At 42.2% G+C, this 18,129-nt stretch carries 19 protein-coding genes and 1 pseudogene; 14 read left to right on the top strand and 6 right to left on the bottom strand.

All coding sequences use genetic code 11. The annotated features are described in order from the left end of the window. Positions 1–112: 112 nt before the first annotated feature. The 4 genes from matP (at position 113) to OCU90_RS09090 (ending at position 2,682) form a co-directional block, all read left to right on the top strand. Positions 113–568: a macrodomain Ter protein MatP gene (gene matP / locus OCU90_RS09105; RefSeq protein ID WP_004733655.1), complete on the top strand. Its 456-nt coding sequence runs from the start codon at positions 113–115 to the stop codon at positions 566–568. A 23-nt stretch (positions 569–591) separates the two neighbouring features. Beyond that, positions 592–900, top strand: coding sequence for a DUF3634 family protein (locus OCU90_RS09100; RefSeq protein ID WP_017082208.1), 309 nt, complete (start codon positions 592–594; stop codon positions 898–900). 105 nt (positions 901–1,005) lie between these two features. Beyond that, positions 1,006–1,314: a hypothetical protein gene (locus OCU90_RS09095; protein WP_061024210.1), complete on the top strand. Its 309-nt coding sequence runs from the start codon at positions 1,006–1,008 to the stop codon at positions 1,312–1,314. Between the two features lie 147 nt (positions 1,315–1,461). After that, positions 1,462–2,682, top strand: a complete 1,221-nt coding sequence (locus OCU90_RS09090; RefSeq protein ID WP_017088516.1) for a hypothetical protein — start codon at positions 1,462–1,464, stop codon at positions 2,680–2,682. 99 nt (positions 2,683–2,781) lie between these two features. Here OCU90_RS09090 and OCU90_RS09085 read toward each other — a convergent pair whose 3' ends face one another. The 6 genes and pseudogenes from OCU90_RS09085 to OCU90_RS09060 form a co-directional block, all read right to left on the bottom strand. After that, on the bottom strand, positions 2,782–3,384 hold the full coding sequence (locus OCU90_RS09085; RefSeq protein ID WP_061024208.1) for a DUF2971 domain-containing protein: 603 nt from the start codon (positions 3,382–3,384) through the stop codon (positions 2,782–2,784). A gap of 344 nt (positions 3,385–3,728) precedes the next feature. Beyond that, positions 3,729–4,331 carry a porin family protein gene (locus tag OCU90_RS09080; protein WP_061024206.1) on the bottom strand — a complete coding sequence of 201 codons (603 nt, stop codon included), beginning with the start codon at positions 4,329–4,331 and terminating at the stop codon, positions 3,729–3,731. A gap of 339 nt (positions 4,332–4,670) precedes the next feature. Continuing rightward, positions 4,671–5,189: pseudogene (locus tag OCU90_RS09075) on the bottom strand (helix-turn-helix domain-containing protein); the annotation flags it as partial. Positions 5,190–5,471: 282 nt separating this feature from the next. After that, positions 5,472–7,196, bottom strand: a complete 1,725-nt coding sequence (locus OCU90_RS09070) for an ATP-binding protein (RefSeq protein ID WP_061024203.1) — start codon at positions 7,194–7,196, stop codon at positions 5,472–5,474. After that, positions 7,196–8,380: an FIST signal transduction protein gene (locus tag OCU90_RS09065; RefSeq protein WP_004733673.1), complete on the bottom strand. Its 1,185-nt coding sequence runs from the start codon at positions 8,378–8,380 to the stop codon at positions 7,196–7,198. The genes OCU90_RS09070 and OCU90_RS09065 overlap by 1 nt, the downstream gene beginning before the upstream one ends. A gap of 115 nt (positions 8,381–8,495) precedes the next feature. Then, positions 8,496–8,861 (bottom strand): hypothetical protein, encoded by a 366-nt coding sequence (locus tag OCU90_RS09060; RefSeq protein ID WP_061024200.1) that lies wholly within the window; start codon positions 8,859–8,861, stop codon positions 8,496–8,498. 258 nt (positions 8,862–9,119) lie between these two features. Between OCU90_RS09060 and ccoN the strand changes: the two genes are divergently transcribed. The 10 genes from ccoN to uspE all read left to right on the top strand — a co-directional run bounded on the left by ccoN (position 9,120) and on the right by uspE (position 18,115). After that, positions 9,120–10,547 carry a cytochrome-c oxidase, cbb3-type subunit I gene (gene ccoN / locus OCU90_RS09055; RefSeq protein WP_061024198.1) on the top strand — a complete coding sequence of 476 codons (1,428 nt, stop codon included), beginning with the start codon at positions 9,120–9,122 and terminating at the stop codon, positions 10,545–10,547. A gap of 11 nt (positions 10,548–10,558) precedes the next feature. Beyond that, a complete protein-coding gene (gene ccoO / locus OCU90_RS09050) occupies positions 10,559–11,179 on the top strand; it encodes a cytochrome-c oxidase, cbb3-type subunit II (protein ID WP_004733677.1) in 621 nt (206 codons plus the stop codon). Positions 11,180–11,188: 9 nt separating this feature from the next. Then, positions 11,189–11,362 (top strand): CcoQ/FixQ family Cbb3-type cytochrome c oxidase assembly chaperone, encoded by a 174-nt coding sequence (locus OCU90_RS09045; protein WP_004733679.1) that lies wholly within the window; start codon positions 11,189–11,191, stop codon positions 11,360–11,362. Further along, the gene (gene ccoP / locus OCU90_RS09040; protein ID WP_004733681.1) at positions 11,362–12,336 is read left to right on the top strand and encodes a cytochrome-c oxidase, cbb3-type subunit III; all 975 of its coding nucleotides are present in this window, start codon (positions 11,362–11,364) and stop codon (positions 12,334–12,336) included. The genes OCU90_RS09045 and ccoP overlap by 1 nt, the downstream gene beginning before the upstream one ends. A gap of 108 nt (positions 12,337–12,444) precedes the next feature. After that, entirely contained in the window at positions 12,445–12,924 is a 480-nt protein-coding gene (locus OCU90_RS09035) for a FixH family protein (protein ID WP_004733683.1), read from the top strand. A gap of 5 nt (positions 12,925–12,929) precedes the next feature. Further along, positions 12,930–15,302, top strand: coding sequence for a heavy metal translocating P-type ATPase (locus OCU90_RS09030; RefSeq protein WP_061024196.1), 2,373 nt, complete (start codon positions 12,930–12,932; stop codon positions 15,300–15,302). Beyond that, on the top strand, positions 15,302–15,538 hold the full coding sequence (ccoS, locus tag OCU90_RS09025; protein ID WP_004733686.1) for a cbb3-type cytochrome oxidase assembly protein CcoS: 237 nt from the start codon (positions 15,302–15,304) through the stop codon (positions 15,536–15,538). Before OCU90_RS09030 ends, ccoS begins: the two co-directional genes overlap by 1 nt. Beyond that, a complete protein-coding gene (locus tag OCU90_RS09020) occupies positions 15,528–16,202 on the top strand; it encodes a sulfite exporter TauE/SafE family protein (RefSeq protein ID WP_004733688.1) in 675 nt (224 codons plus the stop codon). The genes ccoS and OCU90_RS09020 overlap by 11 nt, the downstream gene beginning before the upstream one ends. An 86-nt stretch (positions 16,203–16,288) precedes the next feature. Then, positions 16,289–17,035, top strand: coding sequence for an FNR family transcription factor (locus tag OCU90_RS09015; protein ID WP_004733691.1), 747 nt, complete (start codon positions 16,289–16,291; stop codon positions 17,033–17,035). Between the two features lie 132 nt (positions 17,036–17,167). After that, complete coding sequence (uspE, locus tag OCU90_RS09010; protein ID WP_004733693.1) at positions 17,168–18,115, top strand: universal stress protein UspE; 948 nt, start codon at positions 17,168–17,170, stop codon at positions 18,113–18,115. Positions 18,116–18,129: the final 14 nt, after the last annotated feature.

Raw genomic sequence — 18,129 nt, 5'->3', positions numbered from 1 at the left:
ACTAAACACTAAGCTAATATAAGTATGATCTTGGTCTATTCTTTCAAGACAATAATTGTTAAGTGACCTATTATGGGTTACGCTGTCACTAGGTTAACTCTCGAGATTAGACATGAAATATCAGCAGCTTGAAAATTTAGAATGTGGTTGGAAATGGAACTACTTGGTAAAAAAATGGAAAGAAGGTGATTCGATCACTTGCCATATAGATTCAAGTGAAGCTGATGTTGCCGTGAAAGCTTTGTTGGAGCTAGAACACCAACCTACAGGGGTTCTTGAGTGGATCTCAAATAACATGTCGCCTGAGCTTGATAACAAACTCAAGCAAGCGATCAGAGCCAAACGTAAGCGCCATTTCAACGCTGAGCAAGTTCATACTAAAAAGAAGTCTATCGATCTTGATTATCGAGTCTGGGAGAAGTTATCTCAACGAGCAAACGAACTCGGTTGTACGTTATCTGATGCGATAGAGTATTTGGTTAGCGAAGCGTCTCGAAGTGAGCAGGCCAGCAAGACAGTTACTAGCCTTAAAGAAGATTTGAGTAAGCTCCTTTCTGACGATAAATAACCGTCAACAGTAGTGGTGACATTATGATGTATGTAATCTTAATTGGTGCAGCGTTGGTTTTTTGGTTAGTCGCAGTTGATCGGCCGGTATTGAAAATCAAATTTAGTGACGGGGCGATCGAACAAGTTAAAGGTCATCTTCCACCGAGCTTTAAGCACAACCTTCAAGAAATTGGCCACAATAATTCCTTCAAGGGTGAGTTGAAAGTGTATGCGAAGCGCTCTGGTTACAATCTCAAATTTACTAAAGATGTACCTAAAAGCGTTCAACAACGTATTCGTAACGTTTTTCCGCATAATGGATTTAAATCCAAAGGTTCAAAGAAAGCGTAATTGTCGAGAATTACGCGTTATCTGGTAAAACGTCATACTTAGTTAATTCGTCATCTCCCTTAACTGTAAGCATACTGTTCTCACCCCCAATAAAGAGAGAGCAGTATGAGATATCTAATATTCTTGTCGTGTTTTTTATCCCCATTCGTTTTTGCCGACGATGCATTGGTTAACCCCGTAGCCAAAAAAATCAAAGCCACAGTGCTGGAAGGGCTCAATAAGAGTAATATTGATTTTGATGGCTATTGCGACCTGATGATAGAAATGAAGCACTTTAAAGGTTATGCCAGAATTAAAAAGGTTAGGGCATCTGGCGATAGCAAAGCATGCAAACAAGCTAAAAAGCACTTACCGAGGAAGAAAAAGTTCAAATACAGCTTTCCTGAAAAGTACATCCGCCTCCATATCACATAATAATCCGATGTCATGCACTATAACTAAATAACCTTAATTTTATTGAAACAATTACGTGAACCAATCTCTAATTTCTATTAATATTAGTTTTATTATAAAGGCAGGATATGCCGACAAAAGAGCATTTAGGGCAAAGGAAAGTCACTGTTGTTGTTAGCACATAAAAATTACCCCCCTGAAGTGATTGAGATATCTAGAAAAGTCTCAATCAATGTTGAGGCTCGCTTTAATCGGTGGCTGATCTCTCCGGAGTATAAACTCGAACAATCTACGGTAGATACATTACTGAGTTTGGAAAATAGATACTGTGATAGCGTTATTTTTGATGAATCTGACCGCATATCTCACAATCAACGTATTTTATTGCGTTGTGAACAAGATAGAGTTAACGCTCATCGTGAGAAAGTCGTCGCGAAGCAACAAACACTGCGTTACGTGGTCGATGATGTAAGTAATGCAGCCTCGGAGCTTATGCTTGAGAAGCTTCAAGGGACTTTAATAAGCACATTGTTTTCAGAGCTACCAGACTACAACCAGTTCGCTAATGTTGGCTATTCGCCATCCTTAAACTTTTCTAAGCTTCATGAAATATCAGCTAAAAGTAGTGCATTGAGTTCAAGCTTAATCGAGTTTGTTTCCAATCGTGAGTTCACTGAAAAGTACGGTAAAAAATCCAAGGTAATTCTCGATCCTAAAGTTGCAGCGCGCCAAATCGGTATCGAGAACTGTCGTTTGTTGTTTCCATTGCTGATGAGCCAGCAGCTTATTAAATGGAGTGATGGCAACATCAAACACATCTCGCCTAAGGTTTGGCAGCATCTGGTAGTGACTTCAAATGCGACTCGAATTCGACTTCAAGAAACGTCGGTAAAAGATCCTAACGTCGGTATTCTACTTGGTGTTTTGAGAGTTCTGCCTTTATTCTTGATTTGTAACCACTTTTCTTCAACTTTTGAAGATGCATTGGTAAAAACGATGCTTGGCTATCGTGAAGCAAGTGACAAGCATGATGAATATTATGCTTGTACAGAGGTGATACCAAACACACAGTTTCTCGAAGTAATGGTAGAGAAATTGGAGCTTAAGCTACTTAAAAATCTCGTTGAATTTGTAGATTGGAGCCCAAGTAATCTGTTCATTAAGAGGGCGCTTCTAGAGGAAGTGAATGATATCCCCGTGCTTGAGCGAACAGTTTATGGCGCGGCTCTCGCCCAAGGTCGAAAGTTTTCTATTTTCGAAGCGTTGGATAACAGCGAATTGTTTAACGTTAAGCATCGCCCTTATTGGTTTTCCACAGTTCAAATGTCTATAACGACAATTGAACAAATGCAGGCTAGAGTGCCTGGACAACTGACGACGAACATGTAAATAAAAAGGGAGCCACATTAAATGTGGCTCCCTTTTTATTACACTGCAACTTCTGATGACTTGCTAGTTTTTCAATAATAATCAGTTGGTTGTGTTATTTTAGCTGACCACTTCGAATGTAAACGACTCTTGTTTTGCTGTTGCGTGTTTAACGGGAATACCAAGGCGTTGGCAAGTCATCAGAACTTTAAGCTTCCTGTCGGCAGGAGCGTGTTCAGAGAGGATCACAGAACTTAGGCATTCTCTATTAAGGTACAGCTTATTGCCGAGCATCTCCTCATCAGGCAACACCCAGCGATATTCCTTTTCGTAGCGCCAATTAGAATGCTTGATCTTAAATATTTCTACATCCAATTCAGATGTTTGGAATTCATTCAACGATTCTAAGTGGAACATGTTTGGGTCGTCTTCATACTGGACTCCAAAGCAATTGAGCTTGGCCTCACCATTATAACAATTGAGATCATACTCGATGCACATGCCTTTAAAGTTGTCGCCATACTGAGACCATAGTATTGGGTGGTTACTTGACTGAGAAAAGCACACAACCTTGAAATCGTTCTGAAGTTCTTTGTCGAGCAGATGGTTAGACTCAAATGGGTTATTAAAGGTCTTAGCGTAATCAAACCATAACGAACATTCGGCAATAGATTGTATGTTTCTGTCGTGGAGAGATCTGAACTTATAAAGTTTAGGCAACATATCAAACACCTAGTTTACAACATTGCTTGATGTTAACACTTTAATTCATAACTCATACCCGAATGCATAGCATTTGATTGCTCAATCACCAAATTTATTGGCACAACTGTTTGATAGATCAAAATTTAAACACGAAATAGTGACCGGTTTAAGTGGTTTATTTTGCATAAAGGCTAAGCTTTCAAGTTGTAGCTTTTTAGAAAGATACAACGTAACTTTATTTATGGTTGAATTGTCTTGTTAAAGTAGAGGTTGAGCAGGGAAAGGGTAAATAGGTGACCAAGATTAAAGCCGAACTTTAAAAGGACGGCTTTAATTGTATTGAGCCTTCGAGTGAATCAAGTTTAGAAGTGGTACCTTGCACCTAAGTAAGCGGTTTGGGTTGACACGTCGATGGATTCTATTTCAACGTTTACATAGCGGTAACCAATATGGATGTCGATGTTGTCTGTCACTATCGCACCAAGTTCAGCACCAACTTGGTAGGCTGCTTCAGACTTAGAACCTGAGACTCCAAAAGCTTTCGCTTCCATATCCATAGAGCCAACACCTGCTAATAGAGATACATACAGATCTAAGACGTCACCTTGAACAATAAACTTTGGTTTAATGTTTACGAAGAAAGCTTGGCCTTCAATATCCATTAAGTCGCTATAGCTAACTTTTCCGATTTTTCGGTACTCGGCCTCTAGTCCCAGTTTGACGACATCGTGTGTATTGAATTCGTAGCCTCCAACCAAGTTATAGCTAAAGTCTGATAGGTCAGATGAATCTTCAATGGCGCTGCCACGATATTCTAATTCAGTTTCATTATAAAAGCCGATATCAACACCAGCATAAAAATGACCATGATCTCTAGGTGAGTTTTCGGTTTCACTAGCAAGCGCCTGCGAACTGATGCCAAAAAAAGCGGTGAATAGCGATAGGGCGATTGTACTGATTTTCATGTAAAGCCTTCTAAGATAGTAAGTTATTCAATTCCAGAATATGTTAACAAACAGCAGGTACTCTAACTAATTGAAAAATAGTCTAAATATCTAATTTTAAAGACTTGTTGATAATAGAAGTGTCATTGTCGCAGTTGTGAGACAAAGTACTACAGTCCAGACAGTAGTACTTTGTGTTGAACTGTAACTTATTGTCAACCAAGCTGTTTATAGAAGTACGTTTTGAATGGAAACGTCTGGCAATAATGACTGTTGAGCATCAAGTAAATCAAAGATAGTGGTTCGGATTGGCATAGCTATATCTATGCGAAAAAGAGTAACCAAGTCTTTTCAGTCTACAAATGCAGATTCTGTCTCACTAAATCTTTCATCAATGAACACCAATAGGCAGCATTTGTCGCTACGGCCCTCAAACCAGTCATGATGGGAGCCGTCAATTTGGATAAGTTCACCGAAGCAATCACGACGGTAACGAGGCTGATAGACCCGAGGTTTGAGTTGTAAATGTGGAAGCCACAGTCCGTCGGCGATCATCCATTGACGAAGTGTTTCTTTAGAGACGGATAGATTGTGTCGTTCAGTCAGTTTTTCCAGAGCGAACGTTGGTGAGAAGTCAGAGTTATGCTCATGGATAAGTTTCAGTATTTCAATTCTGAAATGTTCTGAGTAGCGTCGATTACTTGGGCGTCCACGCGCTGCGTGTGTAAGACTTTGAGCTCCAAGAGAGACAAGTTTGTTCACCAAACGTCGGATATGACGCGCAGACAGATTCAAAATGACAGCAGCGTCAACTTGGCGTAGTCGTTTTTCACGTACGTCAGTAAGCACCTTGAATCGCTGAATATCTTTTTCACTCATAGTAATAAGCATCCGGATAACTCCTAAGCAGACCAATATAGGTAAGCTTAGGAGGACATTTTAAAATGGCTCAAACCGGACATTACTAAATTGCTCTAACAATCCCACTGCGTATTATGTATATTATGTTAAATTGGTTTTAGCGTTTATAAGGCAGGTATCTTTGTGTGATGCCCTGCCTCTTGTTTATCTACCAAATTGGCGTTCTATTTAACAGTAAGGCTATTTACCATAAAATACCTAATAAACATATATCCTAATCTTCGATTAAGAATACGTTTATTAGATTTCAAGCATTAATCGATCAATAGCCTCTGTGATCTCTTTGGTTCTTACTGGTTTGGTAACGAAATCATTCATGCCTACATCTAAGCACGAATATTTATCTTCCAGTGATGTGTGTGCTGTTAGCGCGACGATTGGCGTTTTGATGTTCGCGTCTCTCATGTATTTAGTTGTCGTTAGGCCATCCATTACTGGCATCGACACATCCATCAAGATAATGTCTATCGAGTCGTTTCCTCTTTCAACAAAGCCAATGGCTTCTTCACCGTTACTTGCGATAAAAACTTCGTGGCCTTGTCGCGTTAGAATCAATTTAATCACCATTTGATTTGTAGGATTGTCTTCGACAACTAAAACTGAATAGCGGCTTCTGAGTTCTCTTGAAGATTTGTCTTCTTCACAGTGAGCTAGATTGTTCGTGACTCTGGTAAGCACTGGTAACTGTACTTCGAATTTAGATCCTTTACCTGGCTCACTTTCTACAGATATGCGTCCTCGCATCAATTCTACCAGTCGTTTGGTTATCGCCAAGCCTAAACCGGTACCACCAAATCTGCGTGTGATTGTACTATCAGCTTGCACAAATGGACTGAATAGCGACGAAAGTTGTTGTGGGCTAATGCCAATCCCGGTGTCTTCTACAGTTATATAGAATGAGCTCTGCAGGTATTTGATAGAAACATGAACATGCCCGCGTTCAGTGAACTTGATCGCGTTACCGATCAAATTAAATAGGATTTGTGCCAAGCGACTTGGGTCGATGTAATGAAGTTCACCTTCAGGGATATCGCTGGTTACCGTTAGCGCCAATCCTTTATAGTCTGCTGTCTTCTTTTGTTCAGACAATACAAACGTTACAGTGTCTCTTACGTTGCTCCATTGAGGTGCTAGTGAGAAACATCCAGATTCAATCTTAGAAAAATCCAATACGTCACTGATAATTGCCAATAAAAGCTCAGATGATGTGCTCATATTAAGCAGTATAGACTGTTGTTCGTCGTTCAGAGGTGTGGATTTCAGCGTGTCTATTAAGCCAATGATGGCATTTAACGGGGTTCTTAACTCATGACTCATCATTGCTAAGAATTCAGACTTGGCCTTGTTGGCTCTCTCTGCATCTTTCCTTGCTGTGACGAGTTCTGCTGTTCGTTCTCGAACCGTTGCTTCGAGCTTTTCTTTGTTTTCAATATCGAAAACAGCACGCTCAATCAGTGGTCTAAAGCGGTTTAGGGTTGCTTTGGTTTCAACACTAAAGTGCTTGGTATTGGAGTGGATAAAGATGATGACGGATTGTGTTAGCCCGCTATCGATACCAGTAATTAGAACAGAGTTGATTTGATCGAGGATAATAGGATGTAAGGAATTGAATTCACCCAGAGACTTGGGTTCAAAAAGGATGGTGCATTCTCCATTGATCACTCGAGATAGCTTGCCACAATCACTCCAATTCATTTGTTCGAAGACTTTGTTATTGGTTAGTAGGGTTTTGAAATTGCCTTCGTTCCCTACCCTAGATATTACGATAAAGTCATCAAACTTAATGTATTTTTTGAGCACAAATTCAAGACTATAAAATATCTCAGATATGTTACTTGCCTTACTGATCGCAGAGATGGTTGATAAGATCACCCTGTTCTCTTCAGCCAGTTTTCGCTCACGGGCTTTTAGTTTTTGCAGTTCAATACGTGCTTCTTGCAGCGCTTCTTGACCTTCAGAGCCCATTATTTTTTCAACCTATAAAACGTTGCAGACGATACCATTAAATTTCCGTGCGCACTCTCACCGCCAGATAACCTTCCTTGTTCACCAAAGGTGAATGGGCATATGTATGGGAGTCCGTTAAGTGCTTGATTTATTTGATCGCATACTTCGTCCATATCTTGCTTAAGGTTCAACATTGGACCTGCACAGAAGATGTTGATCGCACCTAGTTTCTCTTCTAAATCCATGTCGTTGTAGTAAGAAGAGTGAATAATATTAGCGGCACGGCTTATCAATTGCTGTTTAGAACCCTGCATCAAATAAATGGTGTCGCCTTCACTGATATCTGTGAACAGCTCGATTCCATTGCACTCTGTTTCTCTGATTGAGTGGGACAATTTGAAATATGGGTAGTCGTATGAAGAGCCAACTTTTCGCCCTAGCGGATACACGGACGACTTTTCGAATATATAGCCATCATCACTACCACCTAGATGGAAATTGGTCCATTCGTTATAAACGGTGACGGCTGGTCTATGGTCAATCTCCAACAATATTCGGTTTCTTACTTTAGTCACGGTCCCAGAATAGCGAGTGGGCGTATGGCCTGCACTAAAAGACGAATAGATGGACTGAGAAGCAAATACCACAGTTAAAGACACGCCATTGATAGAGAGTGACTCTTCGGTAAAGATACTCCAGTTTCCAGAAACCTGATTGTCCGCCGCGCTGCCACCAATAACAGGTACCTCAGTACCAAACTTCTTATCGATAGCCGCCATGACCTTCTCTTCATTGCCAGGAGTGGAATGCAGTAAGATAAGATCAGGGATTTCACCTTCTCGGTTGGCGTTCTTAAGTGCTTTATCGATGGCGCTGAAGGTGCTTTGGTTTATGGAGTCGCTAAAGTGCTCGATACCCGTACCATAGGCGTTGATCCCGGAGTCATAGATGATGAGTACGCCTATCACTGGGCCGGAGTGGAACCCAGTTTCGGTCATAATGCCGTGACAAGTGGTGCAGCCATGTATTGGGGTGTTAGGGAGAGCATCTACGAAATATCTCTGCACAGCGAGTGTTGAGTACTCTTCTGTGCAGTAGCAAATAAGACAGGCAATATCGTCAGGGTTTTCTACCCCATTGAGCAACTCATCTACTGCGATTTTATCGTCTAGGGAATAAGAGACTTTTGATAGAAATTTCATAGATTCCGGGAAACTTTATTAATGTCCTCTTTATAACACTTTAATGCATGGTGTTTCACTGATTTGGTACATATTTCTATCAAAAGAACCGAGGCGTGACTCAGTTTTCCCTCTATTACTCTTTAGAAAGGTTTACGGAAAACGTGCTTATCTGTTGTGGAAATGTAACTGTTATTGAGGAGGTCTTATCATTAGTTTGTAACAGCCAATTCGAAGGCCCTTTTTCTTCTAGAATTCCGCTCTCATTGTAGCTAATGATAAATTTGCCAGTTTTAGATGTTTCGATTGAATACCCTGAACTATCGCCCGAAATTAAAACATTATGATTATCAATACCAAATTCACACGGTTTTGAAATTATACAGCTTACTGTTTCGTTATTGTCGTATGTTACTGTTCTCCAAGTAAATGCCGCTATTAAAACAACCAACATGACGATAATTTGAACAAGCCTGCCTTTTGTTAGCTTTTGTGCCGCCATTATAATCTTTACTCCTTGTTACAAAGTTCAAAGTTTTTAAATAAAAATCCAATTCCAGACCAAGCGTAAGGTTACTACTCTGTCATTGATTTGTTAATTCAAGTATAGTGTCGCGTTGAAAATGCCACTTTTTTTCAAAATCAGCAAGTGGAAATAAAGCCCTGAATAGGCTGAATTTCCTTTTCTAATTTGGGTGGCATTACGACGTGAGTCGTGTTGGAAGTAAAGTGTAGTAAATAAGAAATTGGAAGCATGCAAATGAGCCAAGAAAAGCAGCTTGAACAAAACTACAACTATACGGTCGTCCGTCAATTTACCCTCGTTACAATTTTGTGGGGTATTGTCGGTATGGGCGTTGGTGTTTTGATTGCCGCTCAATTAGTTTGGCCACAGCTAAACTTTGATACGCCGTGGTTGACGTACAGTCGTTTACGTCCCCTGCATACTAATGCGGTTATTTTTGCGTTCGGTACAAGTGCGCTGTTTGCAACATCATATTATGTTGTGCAACGTACCTGTCAGACGCGTCTCTTTGGTGGCCCTCTCGTAGCCTTTACCTTTTGGGGTTGGCAAGCGATTATCCTGTCCGCTGCAATTACTTTACCGTTAGGTTTAACCTCTGGTAAAGAATATGCAGAACTTGAATGGCCAATCGATATTGCTATTACTCTTGTGTGGGTAGCTTACGCAGTCGTGTTCTTTGGAACCATGATTAAACGTAGGACATCGCACATTTATGTAGCAAACTGGTTCTTCGGAGCCTTCATCATCACGGTTGCCGTGTTGCACATCGTTAACAGCTTAGCTGTTCCTGTATCTGCGTTTGAATCTTACTCGATTTATGCAGGTGCAATTGATGCAATGGTGCAATGGTGGTACGGACACAATGCGGTAGGCTTCCTATTGACAGCTGGTTTCCTAGGTATGATGTATTACTTCGTTCCTAAACAAGCTGGTCGCCCTGTTTACTCTTACCGTTTGTCGATTGTTCACTTCTGGGCTCTTGTGTCACTGTATATCTGGGCTGGTCCTCACCACCTACACTACACTGCACTTCCAGACTGGACTCAGTCTCTAGGTATGGTTATGTCTTTGGTTCTGTTTGCTCCATCTTGGGGTGGCATGATCAACGGTATTATGACTCTATCTGGTGCGTGGCATAAGCTACGTTACGACCCAATCCTACGTTTCCTTATCGTTTCTCTATCATTCTACGGCATGTCGACTTTCGAAGGCCCTATGATGGCAATTAAAACGGTTAACGCGCTATCTCACTACACGGACTGGACTATCGGTCACGTTCACTCTGGTGCGTTAGGTTGGGTTGCTATGGTTTCTATCGGTTCGGTTTACCACTTAGTTCCTAAACTATTTGGTCAAGAGCGTATGTACTCTGTATCCCTAATCAATGTTCACTTCTGGTTAGCAACGATTGGTACGGTTTTCTACATTGTTGCAATGTGGATTTCTGGTGTGATGCAAGGTCTGATGTGGCGCGCAGTTAACTCTGACGGTACATTGACTTACAGCTTCGTAGAGTCTGTAGAAGCTTCTTACCCGTTCTACTTTGTACGTTTCTTAGGTGGTCTTATCTTCCTATCTGGTATGTTCTTACTGGCATACAACACGTACAAAACTGTTTCTGCACCTAAAGATAGCCTTAAAGCTATCCCTCAACCGGCTTAAGGAGATTTAGAATGAGCTCAAATTCAAATAATCGCCATGAGTTGGTCGAGAAAAACGTTGGTCTACTCGCGATCTTAATTGTTATCGCAATCAGCTTTGGTGCTTTAGTAGAAATCACCCCGCTTATTTTCCAAAAGCAAACGACTGAACCTGTAGAAAACCTACGCGTTTACTCTGCTCTGGAAATGGAAGGTCGTGATATTTACATTCGTGAAGGTTGTAACGTATGTCACAGCCAAATGATTCGTCCTTTCCGCTCTGAAACTGAACGTTACGGTCACTACTCTGTAGCTGGCGAAAGTGTTTGGGAACATCCATTCCTATGGGGTTCTAAGCGTACTGGCCCAGATCTAGCGCGTGTTGGTGATCGTTACTCTGATGAGTGGCACCGTGTTCACCTTCTCGACCCTCGCGAACTTGTTCCTGAATCAAACATGCCTGGTTTCCCATGGCTTGCTGAGAATGTACTTGATGGCAAATTGACTAAGCAGAAGCTTGAAATCTTCCGTAATCAATTTGGTGTTCCTTACACAGACGAACAAATTGCTAACGCTAAACAAGATGTTGAAGGAAAAACAGAGATGGATGCAATCATCGCTTACCTTCAATCGCTTGGCCACGCAATGAAATAAGGAATAATTATGGACATTATTACATTTCAAAGTGTTTGGACTGTTACTGTTTTTGCTTGTTTCATCGGCATCGTTTGGTGGGCTTTCGGTAAAAATCGTAAGTCGCGCTTCGACGAAGATGCAAACCTAGTGTTCGCTGATGAAGCACCTGCGAAAGATAAAAATCAAGGAGTGACGAAGTAATGAGTACATTCTGGAGTATTTGGGTAACAGTCATCACAATCGGTACGCTGATTGGCTGTGCAGCCTTACTTCGTTGGTGTTCCAACGATAAAACAGGTGTAGAAGAAGGTCATGACATGGGCCATGAATACGATGGTATTCGTGAGCTTAATAACCCACTACCTAAATGGTGGACATACCTTTTCGTTAGCACAATTGTGTTTGCAGCTGTTTATCTTGCTCTATACCCAGGCCTTGGCAACTTTAAAGGTCTACTAGGTTGGACGAGTTCAAACCAAACAGTTCGTAGCGTAGAAGAGTCTCGCTCTGCAATCGCTGCAGCTCAAGCTAACAAACAGTTAGATGAGTACGCAAAAGAGCTTGATGACGCGAACACTTACTTTGGCGAAGCATTCAAGAAGCTAGCTCATGATGAGAACGGTCTTCGTTCTGTTCCTGACATTGCATCAGATGCTGACGCAATCAAAGTTGGTCAACGCTTGTTCCTGCAAAACTGTTCTCAGTGTCATGGTTCTGATGCTCGTGGTCAAAAGGGCTTCCCTAACTTGACTGATGATGCATGGCTATATGGCGGTGAACCACAAGCGATCGTTACTACCATCATGCATGGTCGTGTCGGTCAAATGCCAGCGTGGAAAGATGCACTTGGCGAAGAAGGCGTTAAAGAAGTGGTTAGCTACACTCTTAGCCTTTCTGGTCGTAGCGTGAACGTACGTGAAGCAGAAGCTGGTAAAGCACGTTTCGTAGTGTGTGCTGCGTGTCATGGTACAGATGGTAAGGGTAACCCTGCTGTTGGTGCTCCTGACCTAACAGACCGCGATTGGTTGTTTGGCGATTCTCGTGCTGATGTAACTGAAACAGTAATGAACGGTCGTTCTGGTGTAATGCCGGCTTGGAAGGACATCCTCGGTGAGGATAAGGTACAGCTCGTAGCTGCCTACGTCTGGAGCCTCAGCAACTCAGATAAAGAGTAACATAATAATAACAGCCCCTTCTTAAGGGGCTGTCTTTCTTTTACAGTTATAACCTTAAGTGTTTGTAAAAATTAGTTTTATTTCATTGGATATATTGAGAATAATAATATGGTACAACCTTGGTATAAGCAGTTTTGGCCGTGGTTTTTGATCTTCCTAACCGTTGGCGTTTCTATGCTAACATTGGTTCGAGTCGCGATACTTACCAACCATTCAGTTAACGTTGTCACTGAAGATTACTATAAAAAAGGTAAAGGTATTAATGTCGACATTTCAAAAGTAAACGTTGCTAAAAAGCTTGGCCTATCAGCTTCAGTTAGCGAGAAAGGTAACTCAGTTATCATTACCCTAGACAAAGGCAAGCTAGACCACTTCCCTGCTATTAGCGCTATGTTCGTGCACCGAACGCTCCCTGACCGTGATTTTACTCAGCTACTGACCGCTGATGCGAGCGGTAACTACACGTTGACTCTGGACCATGAAATGCAAGGTCCATGGTTTATCGAGCTTTCTCCGCATGATTCTGAATGGTTAGTGCAAGGTCGCATGAACTTCCCAATTGATACTCCTACTCAACTAACGAACTAAAGCTTATGTGTGAATCCTGTTATCACTGCGGTGAAGATGTACCAGCGGAAACGGATTTTAAAGTAGAAATCTTAGGATCGGTTCGACCGATGTGTTGTCCAGGTTGCGAAACCGTAGCCCAGACAATCGTTGATAGCGGTTTGGTCTCTTATTACCAATATCGTACCGCTCCGGCTGAAAAAGCGGATCTAGTTCCAGAGCAACTTCTAGCACTCAGTCATTACGACAACGAAGATGTTCAATTGGAGTTCGTCCGTAACTCTGAAAATACTTCTGAAGTGACATTGTCACTAGAAGGTGTCTCTTGTGCTGCTTGTGCATGGCTTATTGAGAAGCAAGTCTCTTCAAAGTTAGGGGTTGTTAGTATTCGTGTTAATACCACGACTAACCGCGCCCTGCTCAGCTGGGACAACACTCAGGCTAAACTGAGCGAGCTGTTGTCTGCAATCCATACCCTAGGCTACAAAGCCGCTCCATTCGAGGCTGATCAACAAGAAGCCGCCTATCATCGATCGATGAAGAATTATCTCTATCGTCTTGGTATTGCTGGTTTAGCGACCATGCAAGTCATGATGTTAGCTGTAGCGCTCTACCTCGAAGTATTTGGCAGCCTTGAACCTGAATTCAAAAGTTACTTCCGTTGGGTAAGTTTGATCTTCGCAACACCTGTTCTCCTATACTCTGCGTTACCTTTCTATATTAATGCGTGGCGCAGTATTAAAGGCCGAACATTGGGTATGGATGTACCCGTTTCGATCGCTCTGCTATTTGCTTACGTTGCGAGTTTAGTGGCAACAGTGACAGAGCAAGGTGAAGTGTTCTTTGAATCTATCTCGATGTTCACCTTCTTCTTGTTGCTTGGTCGTTTCCTTGAGATGCGCGCGCGTCGTAAAGCTGCAGCAGCTAGCGGTAACCTGCTTAAGCTCGTTCCTGCGATGGCGACAACGCTAGACGGTGAGCAAGTACCGGTAAAAACCTTAAAAGTTGGCGACCAGATTCGCGTTCTACCGGGTGAACATATTCCCGCAGATGGCAAAGTATTGTCTGGCAGAATTCATATCGATGAATCCATGCTGACTGGCGAATCTATCCATGTGGTCAAGAATGAAGGTGATACGGTCTTTGCTGGCACATTGAATGGTGATGAATCGTTTGAATTGGAAGTGATGACCTCTAAAGCGGATTCGGTTATTTCTAATATCGTTCGTCTTCAAGATGAAGCTCAATTGTCTAAACCCCGAATTGCTGAAATCGCCGATGTGGTGGCTCGATACTTTGTCGCGGTTATCTTAATTATTTCATTTGGGACTTGGTTCTACTGGCATCAAACACGACCAGAAGACGCTTTCTGGATCATGCTTTCAGTATTAGTAGCGACCTGCCCTTGCGCTCTGTCTCTTGCGACGCCGACCGCGATTACGTGTTCAACATCTCGTATGGGTAACTTTGGTATTTTGCTGCGCAAAGGTCACGTATTTGAAACCTTGTGCAAGGTAAACCACTTGATCATCGATAAAACGGGCACTCTGACTGAAGGTGATATTCGTATCAGTAAAGTTGAGACGTTTGCTGACCTTAATAAAGACACTTGTTTGCAAGTTGCAGCAAGCCTAGAGCAACACGCTAACCACCCTATCGCTAAAGCGTTCAAAACTTATATTTCTGATGGTATCGAAGTAGAGTCGGTAAACAACGTGATTGGCTCGGGCATTACTGGCGAGTTGAATGGGCAAGAAGTGGCGATTGGTAGCAGCGAGTTCATTCTAGGTGAAGCTCAGCCATCTGAAAGTAATGGTATTTACTTGTCGATGTCTGGTCGTCATATTGCAACATTCACTTATGAAGATCCGATTCGTAAAGAAAGTATCGAGTTCATTAAGCAATTCAAAGAAGCGGGAATCAAAACTACGCTGCTGACTGGAGACTCTTTGATTAATGCGAAGCCTGTTGCAGCAGAGATTGGTATTACTGACATTGTTGCTAACGCGAAGCCGGAAGACAAGCTGGCTTATTTAAACTCTAGAGACGCAAGTGACATCACCATGATGGTTGGTGACGGTATCAATGACGCCCCTATTCTTGCCGGTGCTCACCTGTCTGTTGCTATGGGCGGCGGTACTGATGTGGCGAAAGCCTCTGCGGATATGGTGCTATTGGGTGATAAGCTCGATAGATTACTTAAGTCCCGTACTTTAGCGCTAAAAACGCGTAGGATAATCCGTGAAAACCTAGCTTGGTCACTAGGATATAACTTACTTATTCTTCCTTTGGCTGTCGCAGGTTTGGTTGCTCCATACATTGCCGTTGTTGGCATGTCTGCTAGCTCTATTATTGTAGTATCTAACTCGTTAAGGCTTTTAAAAGAGCAAGGTAAATAATGGAAAGTTTATACATACTCATTCCAATTGCGATCGTACTTGTATGTATCGCGGTTGGAATCTTTCTATGGGCAGTGAAGAGCGAGCAGTTTGAAGACCTTGAACGCCAAGGCCATAACATTCTGTTTGATGAAGATACTAATGTTCATCATCATTCTGATAGTAAACCTGTCAAGAATGAGAAAGCTAACGTAGAAAGCCAAACTAACTTAGACAAAAAGAACGATGACGCCTGATTGGATTGGCGCTTTTGTTGTTGGATTGATCGGCGCAGGCCATTGCATGGGAATGTGTGGTGGTATTGCGTCGCTTCTTTCGATTGGCAACAGTAAACCTTCCCCTGTCATTCCCTTGCTTTATAACTTAGGGCGCTTGCTAAGCTATGCTGTGATTGGTGGTGTGATTGGTGGTGCAATCTCTTCGATAGGTCAGCTGAGCGATTTTAATGCTCTGCTGGGCTGGCTGCGTTTGTTTGCGGCTGGTTTTATGATCGTCTTAGGTTTGTATATTGGTAAATGGTGGTTTGGCTTGTTGTTCTTTGAAAAAGTTGGACAGAAGCTATGGCGTTATATCTCTCCTTTAGGCAAATCATTTCTACCATTGAAGCACCCTAGCCATGCTTTACCCTTTGGTTTTATCTGGGGTTGGCTTCCATGTGGTCTTGTTTACTCAATGCTAACGTGGGCGGCAGTGTCAGGAAGTTGGTATAACGGAGCGGGTATCATGCTGGCTTTCGGTTTAGGTACTCTTCCAGCGATGCTCACGGTTGGAATGGGCGCCAATTTCCTCAAAAAACTGCAACAAGCTGACTTATTTCGCCAGTTTGGCGCAATTTTAATCCTCATTTACGGCTTCTATACCGGTTATATGGCGCTACAGCTCATTATTTATACCGTATAGTGGTGTCTTTAATCCGGTTTTTTTACTACCCTTTAGGATTAAGGAATGCTAAAATATTGACGTATATCAAATAGTGAAAGATTGTTATGATTTCTGAAAAGCCTGTGACGAAACGAGTTCAGTCTGGTGGCTGTGCGATCCACTGCCAAGATTGTAGTATTAGCCAACTCTGTATCCCATTTACTTTGAATGAATCTGAGCTAGATCAACTTGATCAGATCATTGAAAGAAAGAAACCTATTCAAAAAGGCCAAGAGCTATTTAAAGCGGGAGACGAACTTAAGTCTCTTTATGCTATTCGCTCTGGAACGATTAAAAGCTATACGATTACCGAGCAAGGTGATGAGCAGATTACTGCATTCCACTTAGCGGGCGATCTTGTTGGCTTTGACGCGATCACGGGTGACGAACACCCTAGTTTCGCTCAAGCTTTGGAAACTTCTATGGTATGTGAAATTCCATATGAGATTCTCGATGACTTATCAGGGAAAATGCCTAAATTGCGTCAGCAGATTATGCGTTTGATGAGTAATGAGATTAAAGGTGACCAGGAAATGATTCTGCTTCTTTCTAAAAAGAACGCGGAAGAGCGCCTTGCGGCATTCCTTTACAACCTTTCAACTCGCTTCTCTCAACGTGGCTTCAGCCCTCGTGAGTTCCGCTTAACGATGACTCGTGGCGATATTGGTAACTACCTTGGTTTGACTGTTGAAACAATCAGCCGTCTGTTAGGTCGTTTCCAAAAAGCGGACATCTTGAGCGTTAAAGGCAAATACATCACTATCGAAGATCACGATGCGTTGATGGAACTTGCTGGCGTTTCAAAAGAATAGTCTAGATATCAATGATGTAGTTCAATAATGAGCTACATCATGTTTCTCTCTTAAAACCTCTTATATTTCTCTTATTCTCTCCATAACTACGCTACATTATTTATATGTTCGGTCTGAAAAGTAGGCTTAGTTATGAGTATCTATAACAAAATTTTAGTTGTCGCAGACATTAATCACGATGAGCAACCTGCTCTAGTTCGTGCTATCCAACTTGCCAAGAAAAGCACCTCAACAAGCCACATCACTTTCTTTTTGTCGATCTACGACTTCTCGTATGAAATGACATCTATGCTCTCTGTCGATGAGAGAGACGCAATGCGCAAAGGCGTAATTCATCAGCGTGAAATTTGGATGAATAAGGTTGCTGCTCCTTACCTTGATGATTCTATTGAATTTAACGTACAAGTGGTTTGGCATAATCGCCCATATGAAGCAATCATTGCTGAGGTTTACAGTGGTGAGCATGACATTTTGATCAAAGGCACGCGTAAGCACGATACCTTAGAATCGGTCATATTTACTCCAACCGACTGGCACCTATTGAGAAAGTGCCCTAGCCCAGTGCTATTGGTTAAAAATGATTTCTGGCCAGAACACGCGAAGATCTACGCTTCCGTTCATGTTGGCTCTGAAACAGAAGCTCACTTAGAGCTCAATGATACGATGGTCGACAGATTACTTGAGATCACTGGTCGTTTGGATGCTGAACCGTTCTTGGTGAACGCCTACCCGGTGACACCGGCGAATATCACAATCGAATTGCCAGAGTTTGACCCAACCTCTTATACTGATGCAGTTCGTGGCCACCACTTAACCGCGATGAAAGCACTACGCCAGAAACACGGTATGTGTGAAGAGCAAACCGTGGTTGAGCAAGGCTTGCCTGAAGATGTTATTCCTCGTGTAGCGTCTGAACACAATGCGGCTATGGTTATCCTTGGTACAACAGGCCGTACTGGCTTGTCTGCTGTGTTTATCGGCAATACTGCGGAACATGTCATCGACAAGATTAACTGCGATGTACTTGCTCTTAAACCGTCAGGTTACGTTAGCCCGCTCGATCCGAACCTGTCTAAATAGCTGATTTTTTAATT

The sequence above is a fragment of the Vibrio splendidus genome (genome assembly GCF_024347615.1).
Lineage (GTDB): Bacteria > Pseudomonadota > Gammaproteobacteria > Enterobacterales > Vibrionaceae > Vibrio > Vibrio splendidus.
This window is presented reverse-complemented; position numbering and strand designations above follow the sequence as displayed.

Excerpts from the sequence above, each read along its gene's own strand:
- matP (WP_004733655.1), top strand. The coding sequence starts at position 113 with ATGAAATATCAGCAGCTTGAAAATTTAGAATGTGGTTGGAAATGGAAC.
- OCU90_RS09100 (WP_017082208.1), top strand. The coding sequence starts at position 592 with ATGATGTATGTAATCTTAATTGGTGCAGCGTTGGTTTTTTGGTTAGTC.
- OCU90_RS09095 (WP_061024210.1), top strand. The coding sequence starts at position 1,006 with ATGAGATATCTAATATTCTTGTCGTGTTTTTTATCCCCATTCGTTTTT.
- OCU90_RS09085 (WP_061024208.1), bottom strand. The coding sequence starts at position 3,384 with ATGTTGCCTAAACTTTATAAGTTCAGATCTCTCCACGACAGAAACATA.
- OCU90_RS09080 (WP_061024206.1), bottom strand. The coding sequence starts at position 4,331 with ATGAAAATCAGTACAATCGCCCTATCGCTATTCACCGCTTTTTTTGGC.
- OCU90_RS09070 (WP_061024203.1), bottom strand. The coding sequence starts at position 7,196 with ATGGGCTCTGAAGGTCAAGAAGCGCTGCAAGAAGCACGTATTGAACTG.
- OCU90_RS09065 (WP_004733673.1), bottom strand. The coding sequence starts at position 8,380 with ATGAAATTTCTATCAAAAGTCTCTTATTCCCTAGACGATAAAATCGCA.
- OCU90_RS09060 (WP_061024200.1), bottom strand. The coding sequence starts at position 8,861 with ATGGCGGCACAAAAGCTAACAAAAGGCAGGCTTGTTCAAATTATCGTC.
- ccoN (WP_061024198.1), top strand. The coding sequence starts at position 9,120 with ATGAGCCAAGAAAAGCAGCTTGAACAAAACTACAACTATACGGTCGTC.
- ccoO (WP_004733677.1), top strand. The coding sequence starts at position 10,559 with ATGAGCTCAAATTCAAATAATCGCCATGAGTTGGTCGAGAAAAACGTT.
- OCU90_RS09045 (WP_004733679.1), top strand. The coding sequence starts at position 11,189 with ATGGACATTATTACATTTCAAAGTGTTTGGACTGTTACTGTTTTTGCT.
- ccoP (WP_004733681.1), top strand. The coding sequence starts at position 11,362 with ATGAGTACATTCTGGAGTATTTGGGTAACAGTCATCACAATCGGTACG.
- OCU90_RS09035 (WP_004733683.1), top strand. The coding sequence starts at position 12,445 with ATGGTACAACCTTGGTATAAGCAGTTTTGGCCGTGGTTTTTGATCTTC.
- OCU90_RS09030 (WP_061024196.1), top strand. The coding sequence starts at position 12,930 with ATGTGTGAATCCTGTTATCACTGCGGTGAAGATGTACCAGCGGAAACG.
- ccoS (WP_004733686.1), top strand. The coding sequence starts at position 15,302 with ATGGAAAGTTTATACATACTCATTCCAATTGCGATCGTACTTGTATGT.
- OCU90_RS09020 (WP_004733688.1), top strand. The coding sequence starts at position 15,528 with ATGACGCCTGATTGGATTGGCGCTTTTGTTGTTGGATTGATCGGCGCA.
- OCU90_RS09015 (WP_004733691.1), top strand. The coding sequence starts at position 16,289 with ATGATTTCTGAAAAGCCTGTGACGAAACGAGTTCAGTCTGGTGGCTGT.
- uspE (WP_004733693.1), top strand. The coding sequence starts at position 17,168 with ATGAGTATCTATAACAAAATTTTAGTTGTCGCAGACATTAATCACGAT.